Here is a 15,072-nt window from a genome sequence, read left to right as displayed (position 1 = left end):
TGACCAAGAGGAACGCGCCCGCTTCCGAGTTCAGCCGCAGCGAGGCGAACCTCACCATATTCATACCGTTCTTCAGGGACCCGTTCGAGGTCAAGGAGTTCGTGTGGGACGTCCCCGCGACGATGCTCGACGGCCTCGACGGCCTCTACGACGCGACGGTGGAAGTCAACCACGACGTCGTGTTGGCGGGGGTCCCCACTCAGTTCAAGGACGCGACCACGACCTCGTTCAACGTCGGAAAGGGGATCATCAAGGACGCGGTGACGAGAAGCACCGAGCCCGCGGCCAAGTTCAGCCAATTGTACGATCCCTTCGCCGAAGAGGGCCCGAAGGCCGCTTCGACGCCGCGCGACGAACATTTCGCAAGCTGGATCCAGAGCACGGGTGCGTGCCCAGCCTGCACCGGCCTACCGTGGCACACGGTGATGACCTACAATTACACGAAGAACTGGTCCATGACGACGGGACCGGTCGCGGCCGACCCGGGTTGCAGCGATATCGGCCCCCAGTGCCCGCAACCGTACACACCGGTACCGTTCCTCGCAGACCTACAGTCGCCAGTGGTATCGCTCGAAGGCATGCGTAGCCCTAGGCTCCACATGATGCACTCGTTCCAGTTCCCCCCGAACACCGCTCAAGGCGCCCTGCAGTTCGCGTTGTTCGACCTCAGCGATCCGGAGTTCCTGCCGACCGCGTCCAACTGGGAACCCGTCCAGGTGATTCGCGACGGGGGCAACAACCCGTTCATCCTCAACGGCAGTTCGAGCGACTTCGCGACCCCGAAGTTCGACCCGTTCGTCATGGACCTTGAAAGCAGCTTGCGGCTGTCGCAAGGCTTCGCAGGCGCCAAACAGTTCCGCCTCAGGTTCAACATCTCCGTAGGTTCGAGCGCCGGCGGGTGGATCCTCGACGACGTCACCATAAGCGCGAACAACGTGAGCCTCGGGCCCCGCCAGGAAGCACCCGCGATCGACGACACGGACAAGGTCTACAGGTTCGTCCTCAAGAACACGGGCGAGTACTCGGACGATTACCGCGTCGAGTTCACGGACGAGAACGGCAGGAACACGACGGTCCCCGCGGGTTGGCGCATCGAGATAACGGATTCGAGAGGAAGACCCCTCGTCGACGCTTCGCTCTCCCCCAGCGCGACCGTGAGGCTCGATCCGGGCCAGTCCGAGACGCTGCGGCTACGCGTCTACATCCCGCCCCAGGACACGACCAAGCAGAAGGAGGGCTTCCAATCGGTGAAGCTCTCCGCCGTCTCCGTCCAGGCGGCCAGTATCAGGGCCACCTCCTCGGTCAACCTCTCCTACAACTACTTGGACAAGCCGAACCTGGCGCTACAATCGCAGGCCATCACGGTAGACGATCTTGTGCCCGTAGGAAGGCCAAGGAGCCTCGACATCGCGGTGTTGAACGATGGCGTGGCCGAGGCCCGACAGGTACGGCTCCAGGTGGTCGACAAGGTCGTCGGGCAGCCGGACCAGATCCTTCGCCAGGCCGACGGAAGCGACCTGCCGACGCTCAACATTCCGGCACAGCAATCGAGGACCCTCTCCGTCGTCTTCACGCCGCGCGTCGCGGGACTCCACAACCTCTCCGTCACGGTCGATCCCTTTGACGAGATCCTTGAGACAAACGAGGCGGACAACGTCGTCGTCCGCTCCGTCGAGATCCGCAAAGCGAGCTTCCCCGACCTCCAATTGGGCGTCTACGTGGACAATCCGGAGCCGAAGGTCGACGACACCGTCCACATCGACGTGGACGTGGCCAACGTGGGAGGCGCGGAGGCCGTCGCAATACAGATGACGGCGCTTGCCGGAGTCACCGACATCCTCGCAGGCGAGCCGCCGCACTTCCTCGACGCTTCCATCCCCGCCGGTAGCACCCAACGCCTGAGCCTCACTTGGAAGGCGGTCTTCCCCGGCAAGTTCACGCTCTTCATCCGCGCCGTGACGAAGGCGGGTGTTCCGGAACTCGTCGAGACCGAGGAGGACAACTCCTATTCGCAACAGATAGTCGTCCGTAGCCAAGGACTCGTCGCTCGCCTCGTCACGCCGGCCAAGATGGCAAGGCAAGGCGAGACGATCGAAAGCAGGATAGACATCGAGAACCGCGGCAACACGGGCGACACCTACCTCCTCTCCTTAGAACTCCCCCGCCAATGGAGCGGGTCGGTGCGGGAAGGCCTCAAGGACGCCCGCGCGATGTTCCTCGACAACGGCACAACGGGCTCGGTCATGGTCGAGGCGAACGTGCCCGTCGATTCGACCGCGGGCGCGTACGTGGCGAACTTGCGCATCGCGAGCCAGAACACGAGCCAGGTGGCGACGGTCCCGATCAAGGTAGCGGTCGCGCAAGTGCATGGCCTGCGAGCGATACGGGCGGCAGCGGAGAGCGAACCCGGGACGTTCCCGGTGGACCTGGCGTTTGACAACACGGGTAACGGCCTCGACACCGTCACGGCCCAACTCGTTGAAGCGCCCTTCGGTTGGACCGTCTCGGCGCCGCAGATCGCGATCCTCCCCTACGAACGCGGCGTCGTGCCTGTGGGCCTCACGGTCCCGATGGACGCAGAACCCGGTGTCTACACGTTGAGGCTCGCCGTCCTCGGAAAGGAAGCCAAGAACACGACGAGTGCTTCCATCACGATCAGGCCCAAGGCCGTCATCGCCCCCTCGTTCGCGGAGAGCGCGTTGCTCGTGCGGCCATTGTCGATGACGCCTTTGAGACTCACGCTTGAGAACCTCGGGAACGCCAAAGCGCCGGCGAACATCACCGTGGGAGCCCCGCAAGGTTGGAAATACGTGCTCGAACGTGACAGCATCGTCCTCGCGACGGGAGACTCGAAACCCGTGTCTCTCGACCTTTTCGTCCCCGCCGACGCTTCCGTCGGGGACTACATCGTCTCCGTGACCGCCTCCACCGACGAGGGGGTGGCGAACGTCGGGAAGACGATTGTCCGCGTGAGGGCGCCCGACCTGTCGGTCGTCGACTTGCAGGTCACGCCGAAGTTCAACGTGAAGGCAGGTGCGCCCGTGACCATCACGGTGGCCGTGGAGAACCAGGGCGACACGTCCGCCGACGGGGTGCCCATCGGCCTCTACGTGGACGATACCCTCGTCCAATCGAAGACCCTGCCGCCGCTCGAACCCGGCGAGAGGACGAGCGTCACCTTCGAATGGGTGAGCGCCGGAGGCGACCACGTGCTTCTTGCCGCAGTCGACCCGGGAAGATCCATCGCGGAATACGACAAGGATGACAACTCAAGGCTTGGAGTGTTGAAGGTGGGAGGAGCCGACGGCAACGTGTTCGCCGAGGTGAGACGGGCGGTCCCGGGCTATGAGCCCCTCATGACGCTCGCGCTCATCGGCGCGGCCGCCGTGCTGATGTCGAGGAGAAGGCAGATGTGAAGCGGGGCCCACTCACGGCGTTGGTCCTCGCACTTCTCATCGTAGCACCCAGCCCGCCCTCCGGCGATCGATTGCTTCCCTCGTCGATGGCCCACGCCGACCAGGTGCTACTTGACGGCGTCAGTTACGCGTGGTGGAACGCCACGTGGCACATGCGCGTGCCCGTGCTCGTGAAACCGTTCCTCCTCGACCGTCTCACAAACAACGGGACCGCCGGGTTGGAGGGTGACCGGATCTCGAACTATCCGGCCGAGATAGAGGTCGATTTCACGGAGGCTATCAGGAACGCCAAAGGCGAGGCGCGCTGGCCGCAGGACCCGTTGAAGCGCCTTTCCTCATTCACGCTTGACACGGATTCCGTGCGCGTCGTCTGGTACAGCCAGGAGAACGGCGAGGTCTTGCGGACGGCGAAGGGAAGTGACGTCGTCCCCGCGACGTTCACCCCGGCGCTTCTTGAGAACCTTGAACGCCGGACCACCATCTTCGACGCGGGCTCGAACGCCATAGGGACCGTCACTTTCATCCTCGAAGGGATATTCGATTCACCCCGCCTCTACTTCATCTACTTCGACATACTTGAGAACGGGAAGAAACCGGCCGCGGTCTTCTCCGAGGAGGAGATGGCTCCCCTCGATGCCCTCTACTGGCTGTCGAGAGGCACGGAATTCTACGGTTACGCCCCGGCGGACGGCGTGCTTGCCGACAGCCCGGGGCCCGGCACGTCGCTCTACGTCGTGAGCCCCTACGCGAACACCACCGTCCGCCTGTCGAAGTACCCATCGGTCCCGTCCGGCGGCAACCCCCCGGAGCCGTACTTCCTCCCCGGCATAGGCTACACCCACGTGATGGGATCGGCGCTCGCGGGCGACCCGAGGGGGCGGCTTGAGATCCCCATCCTGCGCGGAGACCCGTTCTTTTTCAAGTTCGAATCCACGAGGCCTGTGACTCTTGCCGTGGGGCAGAAGGGCCTCCTTGATGGAAGCGCCGACGCGAATGCCATTTTTTCGACCGTCTACCCCTCCATCGACGGGCCTCCGGTCGGGAAGACCTTCATTTTCACGCCGATGACCGGTCATGAACACGAGACCGGCGCCGCGTTCTGTGACCAATATCCGAACAATGAGTGCACGATGGCGTTCGAGATCGTGACCTACGACTTGGCCGCGAACGTGCAGATCGTCTGCCTCTCGTGCCCTGTGGGCACGCCACCCATGAGCATCAGCGTCCCGCGTCAATCAATGAAGATCATGCAAGGCGAAGTGTACCCGGCGTTCCTCCCAGGTGCCTTGGCCCTGGTGACGAGCGACGCTCCAATATCGATCCATGCCGCCGGATACACGAAGGGGCTCGTCGGTTACCAGATGCACAGCCAATACGGCGCTCCTTTCGGGAAACTCCTCGTCGGAACAGCCAGCATCGACTTCGACGTCGTGGGGCAGGGCGCCGGGAGCGTCACCGCCTACGAGTACCTGAACCCGGCAGCGGCCGTGCGCGGGACATTCACGGCAGGCGCCGGCGGACACTCTTACAACAAATTCCAACCCGCGCACGCGTTGGATGCCCCCATCTATGGCTTCACTTCCACGGCCTCCAGGATATCCGTGACCTCGGGCGAAGTCGGCATCCACGCCGTGGGAGGAGTCGGGGGCAAGGTGTTCGAACCCGTGGTGACAGAGCACCACACGAACACGAAGAGGGCCCGCGCCTTCGCGTTCGCCATCTACAACGACACGCGGCTGAGCATATACAACTACTCGTCCGGCGACAACATCGTGAACCGCACGATAAGCCAGAACACGGTGGTCCTCAACAAGGCCGCCACCACCCAGAACCTGATGCCCGTCGGAAACTACCGTGTCACTTCGAACAAGCCGGTCTTCCTGTACAAGATGCTCGAACGAGAAAAGTCGTACTTCACCTTCTACCCTGGCCGCCTCGGCTCGCCCCTTTACGAAATGGGCCAGGCCGAGTACTTCGGCTACCTCCTCGCCTGGAAAGACGACACGCGTTTCGTCACGAACACGTTGAAACCCGGTGATTCGGCGGTCTTCAACTTCGTCGTCCGCAACCTCGCCCGGGACGTGAAGGGTCACGGCCTTTCGGACAGCATTGGCCTCTCGGTCGCCGTCGATCGGGACGGGTGGAAGACGAGCCTCGGGGCGGCGATAATCGAGAACGTCTCTTACCTCGAGGAGCGGGAAGTCCCCGTGGTGCTCCAAGTGCCATCGAACGCCTCGACGGGAGACTCGGTGACGCTCACCGTGACCGCCCAATCGGTCGGAAACCCCAACATGAAGGACCGGGCGCAGGGGCTTGGCACCGTGCAGACGAAGTACGAGTTCGAGATGAAGTTCGTGTCGAACGGGAAGAAGGAGATCTCCCGCGTCATCGCCGCCGGAGCCTCGACGGCTTACCAGATAGCGGTGAAGAACACCGGCACCGGCGACGACGTGCTCACGTTCTCAACGACGCGGGGAGACAGGCTTGGATTCAATTCGACGCTTCTTGGCCCCACCGGGGAAGCGCTAACCGACTCCTTCGGAAAGCCCGCCGTGACGCTTAACCTCATGGTGGGGGAGGAGAAGGTCATAGTCTTCAACGTGAGCGCGCCAGACACGGACCAACCGATCCCGTTCACGGCGACCATCCAAGCCGTGAGCGAGAACGACGCCAGCAAGGTGGATCAACTCGCGGCAAGTACCCTCATCAACGTCGAGAGCCGCATCAAGGTCGGGGTGGATGCTGCGTCCAAGTTCATCCTTCCCCGTAATTCCACGGTCTACCCCGTGGAGGTCACCAACCTTGGAGCGGCGACGACGGTGAAGATGACGTTCTCCGGGGCGTTTCCCGCGGGGTGGAAGGCGAACCTCTCCGACATCCAGTTCCCGCTCGAAGGCCAGGGAAAACTCGACCCCCTCGGCAACCGTCTCGATGTGAAAGTGGTGAACTTCACGCTTACAGCACCCGACGCGGTCGAAGTGGGGCGTCTCGTCCAGTCGCGCGTCATCGCGACGTCGCAACTTGAGACGTTGAACGCGACGCTTCCCAGCGATTCGGTGGTACTTGAGGCCGTCGTCGCGAACAATTTCACGAATGAACTCACCGCGGCACCGGGGAAGAACCTGCTCCCCGGTGAACCGATCTCCTATGAGATGCAGGTGAAAAGTCAGGCCAACGGGCCATTCCAATTGGAGATCAACCCCGCGGGCCTACCGGCGGGTTGGCGCTACCTCGGGCGGGAACCCCTAGCCCCGCAGGAGATGCTCCCGGGGGAAAGCCGCCTTTTCAAGGCCAACTTCGAGATGGTGAAGAACGCGAAACCGGGCGCTTACAACGTCTCCATCGGACTCACTTTCAGGGACGAGCGCGTCCACACGACGAACCTCACCACTATCAACTTCACGGCACTCGTGAAACGCCTTGAAGTGCTCTCCGTCGAACAGGAGGAGCGTAACGTCCTCGTGGCACCCGGGGCGTCAAGGCGCGTAGGACTCATCGTCGAGAACGTAGGGAACGTGAACGTCTCGACGAAGCTCGGCGTGAAGGGCCCGGCAGGTTGGGAGGCTTTCCTTTCCGACCCCGTGGACGGTGTCGTCGCCCTCGGGCCAGGGGAGACCGCGGCGGTGAACGTGACGGTGCGTTCGCCGGAGACGTTCGGCGAAAGGTCGCCGCGCTTCGACCTCGTTACGACCCTGTCAGGGACGGATCAAGCGTACCCGTTCAACGTGACGCAGATCCAGTACGACCTGGAGATAATCGACGTATCGAAGCCCGACCGCTTGAGCGCGGACGAGCCGGTCTCCTTCAACCTCAAAGTGGTGAACCACGGGACGGCACCGGCCACCGGTGTACTCATCGAGATGGTCATCGACGGCGTGGCGTTGAGAAACGTCACCATCGAGAGCCTTCCCCCGGAGGAACCGCGCACGGTGCAGATCCCGTGGACGGCGACGAAGGAGGCAAAGACGGCTCGCTTCACCGTGGACCCGGCGGGTTCGTACCGGGAGACGGATGAGGAGAACAACGCAGTGGAGGCCGACCTCTCCCGCAGTTTCTCCACCCCGGGACCCCAAGTCATTTATCTCCTCCTCTCACTTGCCCCTGCGGCCTTCCTACGACGGAGGAGGTAGATGGGAAAGGGCATCACTCGAGAGACGCGCCGGCCTCGTATGGCGACGGCCGGTGACCTGTTCGCGTTCCTACGCGCGCGAAGGCGCCGCCTCGCGGCTGCCGGGCTCCTACTCGTATCGGGCCTTGTCATCGTGGCAGCCGTGGGAAGCACTTACTTCGGCCGCTTCTCGGAAAGCAGGCAACTTGGCCTTGAGAACGTGACGGAGGACAGTTCGCTCGCGATCGCGGACTCGGATTCCGACGGCGTCTCCGACCTCGATGAGCTCTTCCGTTACGGGTCCGACCCGTTCAAGGCGGACACCGACGGGGACGGGGCACCCGACAAGTGGGAGGCCGACAACCGGCGACTCGACGCGGTGAGCGGCGTCTACCGGCCCGACGCGTCCGTTTTCGACTCCGGCGACGACGCCGACCGTGACGGGCTCGACAACGTAGGCGAGTTCGTGGCAGGCACCGACCCGTGGGCGCCGGATTCCGACGCCGATGGGATGCCCGACGGTTATGAGATCCGAAGCGGCCTCGACCCATCGCGTAACGACGCGGCCGCCGACAACGACGGGGACGGCCTCGTGAACATCGACGAGTTCCGCCGCGGCACGAACGCGTCGAAACGCGATTCGGACGACGACGGCCTCGAGGACCCGCAGGAGATCGACAATTACAAGACCGACCCCGTGCGCTTCTCGACAAGCGGCGCGGGGATAGCCGACGGGTGGCTGGTCTTCTACAAGTTGGACGCTCTCGACGTGGGCGTCGCGTTCCTCGACCCGGACGGCGACGGGCTCACCACCCAGGACGAGTTCCTCTTCTCCGCACGCGTCTTAGGGGTGCTGGCCGAGAACGTCACGAACCGGGCCTTCCTCTTCTCCATAGGCCTCGACCCTGGAAACAACGACACCGACGCCGACGGGATGGGCGACGGTTGGGAAGTGAAGTACTTCCTCGACCCCCTCTCGCCGGGGGACGCATCGGCCGACCTCGACTCCGACGGACTCACGAACCTCCAGGAGTTCCTCGCGTTCTCGGACCCGCGCTCCAAGGACACCGACGGCGACGGCCTAAGCGACTTGCAGGAGGTCGGCGGTTGGGAGATAACCGTGGAGGAAAGGACGTTCAGGACGACGTCAAGCCCTAGCCTTGCGGACACCGACGGCGATGGGCTCACGGACCTCGAGGAGTTCGATGGTTACGCCTTGCGGGGCACGAGGAACTTGACGTTCGCCCGGACCGATCCGAGGAGGCCGGACACCGACCTCGACGGCCTCGACGACGCCTTCGAGGTCTCATTCGAGTCGACGCCGCGTCTTTCGCCCGTGGCCGGGGACAGCGACGGTGACGGGCTTCTCGACGGCGACGAGCACGCGTACTGGACCTTGCGCTCGCTGACCGTGTCGGACGAGGCGATCGCCGCCATAAAGGCCGAGAGGGGAAGGCGGAACGTGAGCGGTGTTGAGACGGGCGAGGACATCAAGCGGGCCCTCCAACCCGGTGGGGACATTGACATCGATGGGATCCCGAACGTCGTGGACCCGGACTCGGACGCCGACACCATACTCGACGGGGACGAGTTGGTCCCCCCGAGAAGAAAAGCGTCGCTCGGACGGGAGGACCTGCGCACCCTGCCGGTCACCGACCCGGGGACGCGCGACAGCGACCAGGACCAGTTGCCGGACGACTGGGAGAACCGGTTCGCCTCTTTCAACGACACGCTTCTTGACTGGAACCTGAACGCGAGCGCCCGGGATTCGCTTCGCCTTTCGGACGGGAAATCCGACGCGGACAGGGACCTCGACGGAGACGGCGCCCGCTTCTACACGGGCGGCAGCGTCCTACGCCTCGTCTACACGAACATCGAGGAGTTTGCCCGGGGCACGAACCCGAACCTCGGCGATTCGGACGCCGACAACATCACTGACGGGTGGGAGGTCTACTTCAAGAGGAACCCGTTGAACTCGAGCGACGCCAGGCAGACGCTCTCAAAACTGGAATACGTGCGCTTCGCGGGGCGCGACGGGAGTCCCACCGCAGGCGAGCTCACCTCAAGCGTCCCGCTTGACGCAAAGAACAAGGAGAGCTTCGTGCCCACGGAGGCGTCCTCGAGCGGTACCGGGGGCGACGTCTTCTACAACATCCCGAAAAGCGGTGGGGGGTCGCGCACGGTAGTACGCGTCCACGGCACGTTCGAACTCACCTATGAGGCGGCCTACAATTTCTTCCTTAACCCCGACAAGACGGACACGGACGACGATTCGCTCCCAGACGCCTGGGAATTATACTACTCGGGCGTGAACCCCGCGATAGCGATAGAGCTGAGCCCGATAAATGGCGAAGGTGCGACGAGCGATTTCGACGCGGACGGCCTCACGAACCTCGAGGAATTCGAGCGCGGCACCTCCCCCGTCCCGACGGACAAGACGTCCGACGGATCGGACGTGGGCGACACGGACCTCGGCGGCGAGACCGATGGGAACGAGGTCGACAGGAGCCTAGACGCCTTGATGCCGTTCGACGACGACCCGAACGGCGATCTCGACTGCGACGGGATAACCAACATCCAGGAGCGGCGCACGCTGGTCGCGGACTTCGACTCCGACAGGGATTCCCTCCTCGACGGACCCTCCATCTCGACTTCGAACCCACCGCCGCCCCGTTGCACCATCGCCGAGATGAGTGCTCGGTTCCGGGCGCGCGGCATCGTCGAAAGGGCCGGAACCTTCCTCGGCGAGGACGAGTTTGGGACCGACCCGGCAGCATTCGACAGTGAAGATGGCGGAGGCGACGGGATGCCGGACGGTTGGGAGGTCTACTACGGCCTCAACCCGACGTTGAACGTCGGCGCAGTCAACAGCGACACCGTCGAGGCCGACGGTGGCGACGGCCTGGACGACCTCACCGAATACAGGCTAGGCCTGCCCCGCGATTGGGACCCCGCGACCGACGGCGTCTGGTGGTTCGGCTCGTCGCCTAGGTCTGTTCCCGGCGGCCCACCGGGTAGCGACACCGACGGCGATTCGTCGAAAGACGGGTACGTCGACGACGCGGACCAACAGGTGGGAAGCGACCTCGACTACGACAACGACGGGCTCGACGATTTCAACGGTGAGGACGCCCAGCCGTTCTTCGACCACAACAACTCAGGTAGCCTCGACCCGAAAGATCCCGTCGCCGCGAGGAACTGGGTGACGTCGCAACGGACGGCCACGCGAGACATCGACCGCGATGGGGACGGCGTGCCTGACGCGCGCGACATGGCAAGGACCAAGCTGACGATCGATTCGGTGTCGGCGAACTCCCTTTTCAAGGGCGACTCGGTGACGGTCACCGGGACGCTCATGGTGGATGAGGACACGGCGGACAAGGGCAAACCCGTCGGCGGGGCCATGGTGCTTGCGAACTTCGTGAGGAAAAGCTCGAACGAGTCGAGGGTCGCGGGCGCCGCGCAGACGATGCCGGACGGGACCTTCACGATGGTCCTTAGCCTCGCAAGCGACCACTCGTTGCTCCTTCGCGCCCCGGCGATACTGTTCGGGACGAACCACTCGGCCGGTGAGACCGTCACGTGGGCGCTCGACACGGGCACCGTCCCCTTGGGGCTCGACGACCGCCTGTTCGTTTGGGCCTACGCCGTGAGCGCCATCGACGGGCCGTACGCCTTTGCCGCGAAGAACCGGGATGTCACAGGCTCGATCGTCACGCGAAACGCCGAGGGCACCTACAAGCCAGACGTCGTCGCCTACGCGCAACCGTTCACCGTGAGGTCGGAGACGCGCATACGATTGCCGACGGACCTCAAGGCCGAGAACGGCGGCATACTCAACGGATCCGGGACGCTCCTTGACCGCGTGGGCCTGCCGATAAGCGGCAAGGACGTGACGATTCGTTTCAACAATGGGACGCAGTCCACGGTCACCACCGACGCCTCTGGCTCTTTCCAGTTCACGATCCCCGTCGGGACGCTTCCCCAGCGCGGACGCTACCCGCTTAACGCGAGCTTCGCCGGCGACGCGGACAGGTTGACGCTTCCCTCCACCTCCGAAGCAGGCGTCGACATACTCTTCGGCACTTCGATGACGGCCGTGGTCGAGAACGAAAGGCGGAGCGTGCGGGCGGGCGAGAGCCTAGTGATAACAGGCAAAGTCGTCGACGTGGACGACCACCCGGCGATCGGCAACGTCACGATGGCATCCTACGGCGCGGCGGTCGAGACCACTCTTGACGCGGCCGGCCGGTACCGCCTGGAGGCGCCGATCCCACGCGACGCGACGCCGGAGGCCCGGACGTTCGTCGTTCAATTCCCGCAGGCCAATTCCTTCTCGGCGGCAAGCGCCGTCGTCGAATCCGTGATCATCACGCAGTCCACGCGCGTGGTGCTTGATCCACAGTACTTCAGGCCCTTGGTGTCCGAGGACGTGGTGGTCGCCGGCCAATTGGTGGATCAGGCGGGTCGGCCCGTCCGGGATTTCTCCGTCAAGGAGAGGCTAACGGTGCGAGTCGCCCTCGGTGCAAGCAACGTCGAGGTCCCCGTCGACAACGCGACGAGCACGTTCAAGACCACGATCTCCAGGTTCTCCACCCCGGGGGTCGGCGAGACCTCCGTCGTCGTGAGTTTCACGGGGACGAACCTCTACGCGCAATCCTCGACCGTCGCCGTCTACAGCGTCGTGACCACGACGAGCCTTGAGTTCCCGCCGAAACGCCTCGAACGCGGCAACGTCGTCGTCCTGGGCGGACGCCTCCTCGACGCGCTCGGACGACCAATCGCCTCGCAGACGGTGAACGTGAGCTTCGAAGGCGAGGCACTCGAGCCGGCCACCACCGACGCGAACGGCCGGTTCGAACGCGGGGTCGCGTTGCCGGCGAACAAGACGCTCGGCCTCGTGGAGGCCCGGGCCCGTTACCCGGGTTCCGTCGACGGCCTCAAGAAAGCCAGTCCTGAGGTAGTGACCTACTTCAACGTCGTGACGCGTGTGACCATCACGCTGCCGGACAAGGTCCTCCCCTTCGGACGCCTCAACATCACGGGGCGGCTCACAAACGATGAAGGCAACGTCGTCCCAAGCGCACGCGTCAACGTGAAGGTCAATGGGGCGAGCATCGGAAACGTCGTGACCGATTTCGGCGGCGACTTCGAGGCCGAATACCTTCCCCAGACGACGGATGTCGTGGATTTCGTCATCGAAGCGAAGTACGTGGGCGAAGGGATATACGGGGACGCGACGGGAAGCGCCAAGTACATAACGATCGCCCGCACCACGGTGAAGCTCGACTCCGTCACGGGGTTCGTGCGCGGCGGCCAGGTCGCGCTCACAGCACGCCTAATCGACGAGTTCGGACGTCCGATCCGCGGCGCCGAGGTGGAGGCACTCCTTGGCGACGCGAAGCTCGCCGTGCTCAACACCGCAAGCGGTGGCGCCATGAACGCGAGCCTGCGCCTACCGATCGACATGGAGCGCGGAAAGTACCCCTTCGTCCTACGCTACCGTGGGGACAAGAACCATTTCGGCACGGATTTCGTCGAGGAGGTGAGCGTCGTCGGGGAGACCGACCTTCGCCTCTACACGCCGAACCGCCTCACGGTCGGGCAGTCCTTCGTCGGGAGGATCCAATTGCTCGACGACGAGGGCGGCCCCATCAAGGACGCGGTGCTGCAACTGCGCGTCTCCGGTTACATCTACCCGTTCCTGCTACGCACGAACGACACGGGCGAAGCGACTTTCCCGGCGAAGGTCCTCTCCGAGGGAAAGACACAGGTCGACGTGCGCTACCAGGGAAGCGACATCCTCCTTCCGGCGACACGCACTTTCAGCATCAATTCGCTCGCGGCCTTCGGCCCCGTGAGCCGCGAAGAGGCGCTCGTTCTAGCGGCCGCCGCGTTCGCCCTCCTTGCGGTGGGCCTCGCCGCCGCCTACGTGTATTGGAGCCGCTCGGCCGCAACGGAGGCGGCTGCGATCCTCAAGCGCGCCGAAGGCCAGTTGGTCGCGGGAAGCGAGTACGTCGCGACGATCCTTGCGGCATACCGGGCGCTCGTCGAGTACCTGCGGAAGTACGGCTATGCGGTCACACCCGACCTTACGGCCCAAGAGTTCTCCGTCGCCGTCAAGGCGGCGTTCCCGGTCGACGAGACCCGGCTCGACGAGTTCATCGGCCTATTCGAGGAGGCGCGTTATTCCGCCCACGAGATAGGTCCCGCCGAGCGCCAACGGGCGATCTCCGCTTTCAGGGCGGTACAGCGCGGCCTATCCGTCAACAAGGGCACGCGGCCAGGGCCCCCAACGGCCGGGGCGGGGGACGTGCGATGAAGGTCGACCTACGACGTGCGGTCGCGATTTCGGTCGTCTTCTTGCTCATCGCAGTCGCGTTGGTCCCGTACGTCCTTTCGCCAGGCAGGTCGCAACTTTCGGCCTACGGCGGCAGAGCCGACCTTTCGCGTTTCAGGGAGACGATACGCGACAACGGACTCGAGGCCGGCTCCATCGTCTCTTCCCCGCTTGTCCTCAACGGCGTCACCGACGCAAACGACCACCTCTACGTCGCGATCGGCGTCGAACGCGAATTCCTTGGCGGGGAGATAGAGGCTCTGCTCGCCTTCCACAGCCGCGGCGGGTCGATACTCGTCGCCGATGATTTCGGTTACGCCAACGCGCTTTCGCGAGAGTTCGGCGTGAGCTTCGACAGGAGGGCCTTGCGTGACGAATCATTCACCGCCAACCCGCTCGAGCTACGCAACCAATCTCTTGTGCCCGTCAATCTCTCATTGGAGGGACGCAACTGGTCGATCCTCACCGACGTCCCGACGTCGCTTGGCATCTCGCCAGGTGCCGACGGGGAGACGGTCGCAAGGACCACCCCGGCCGCCTACGTGGACTCCCCGACGCCGTCCGACCAGGCCGGAAACGGCGTGAAGGACGGGACCGATTTCAACGACCCGCGCGGATTCGCCGTCGCATACGTGTCGAAGGACCGTCGCGTCGCCTTCGTCTCCGATCCGCAGATCTTCTCGAACGAACTGATGCTCCGAAGCGACTACGAGAACCAGGAGATGGCCGAGCGGCTCGTCCTCACCCTGTTTCGGGACGCTGGCGGCTCGGTGCTCATCGACGAGTCCAGGCACGCCCCCGCAGGCGACGATTTCCTGGCCCGGTTGCTCATCTCCGCCGGCGTCGTGCCCACGCAGGACGCACTCTTGCGCGTCGTCGTCCTCGTTGGTGCGCTTGTCGCGGCGGTGCTTGCGATGTTCATGATCGAACGGCCAAAGGAGCTGCTTTCCCACGAGCCCCTCCTCGACGTCGCCGTCCCGCACCCGAACGGGGGGACGCCGATCTCCGAGCGGCTCCGGGAAAGCGCCATACACAAGGTTAAAATCGTCAATGGTATTGACAACGACGCCTGGCGCGACCTTGGCCCGGAAGGGCTCTCCCGGCTCGTCGGCGACGAGCGGTTGAGACAACTCATATATCCGGGCGGGGAGGTCAAGGCCGCCGAAGTGGCCGACCTCATCGGCCGCATCAAGGACTATAAGACATGA

At 64.2% G+C, this 15,072-nt stretch carries 4 protein-coding genes (1 of these 4 running past the window's edge); all 4 read left to right on the top strand.

All coding sequences use genetic code 11. The annotated features are described in order from the left end of the window. Tightly spaced (each overlapping or abutting the next), the 4 genes in view from HY556_11000 to HY556_10985 form a layout consistent with a single transcriptional unit that may run on beyond the window. Positions 1–3,416, top strand: the final stretch of a protein-coding gene (locus HY556_11000) for a hypothetical protein (GenBank protein ID MBI4394301.1). 8,731 nt of this gene lie to the left of the window's left edge; only the last 3,416 of its 12,147 coding nucleotides appear in the window; the start codon falls outside the window, past its left edge; the stop codon is at positions 3,414–3,416. Next, the gene (locus tag HY556_10995) at positions 3,413–7,546 is read left to right on the top strand and encodes a hypothetical protein (GenBank protein ID MBI4394300.1); all 4,134 of its coding nucleotides are present in this window, start codon (positions 3,413–3,415) and stop codon (positions 7,544–7,546) included. Before HY556_11000 ends, HY556_10995 begins: the two co-directional genes overlap by 4 nt. Next, positions 7,547–13,846 (top strand): DUF4129 domain-containing protein, encoded by a 6,300-nt coding sequence (locus HY556_10990; protein MBI4394299.1) that lies wholly within the window; start codon positions 7,547–7,549, stop codon positions 13,844–13,846. After that, positions 13,843–15,072 carry a hypothetical protein gene (locus tag HY556_10985; GenBank protein MBI4394298.1) on the top strand — a complete coding sequence of 410 codons (1,230 nt, stop codon included), beginning with the start codon at positions 13,843–13,845 and terminating at the stop codon, positions 15,070–15,072. Before HY556_10990 ends, HY556_10985 begins: the two co-directional genes overlap by 4 nt.

It is taken from the genome of Euryarchaeota archaeon (genome assembly GCA_016207515.1).
Lineage (GTDB): Archaea > Thermoplasmatota > SW-10-69-26 > JACQPN01 > JACQPN01 > JACQPN01.
The sequence above is the reverse complement of the archived record's forward strand: the minus strand, read 5'-3'. Positions and strand labels throughout refer to the sequence as shown.

Coding starts and splice junctions, on each gene's coding strand:
- HY556_10985 (MBI4394298.1), top strand. CDS start 13,843: ATGAAGGTCGACCTACGACGTGCGGTCGCGATTTCGGTCGTCTTCTTG.
- HY556_10990 (MBI4394299.1), top strand. CDS start 7,547: ATGGGAAAGGGCATCACTCGAGAGACGCGCCGGCCTCGTATGGCGACG.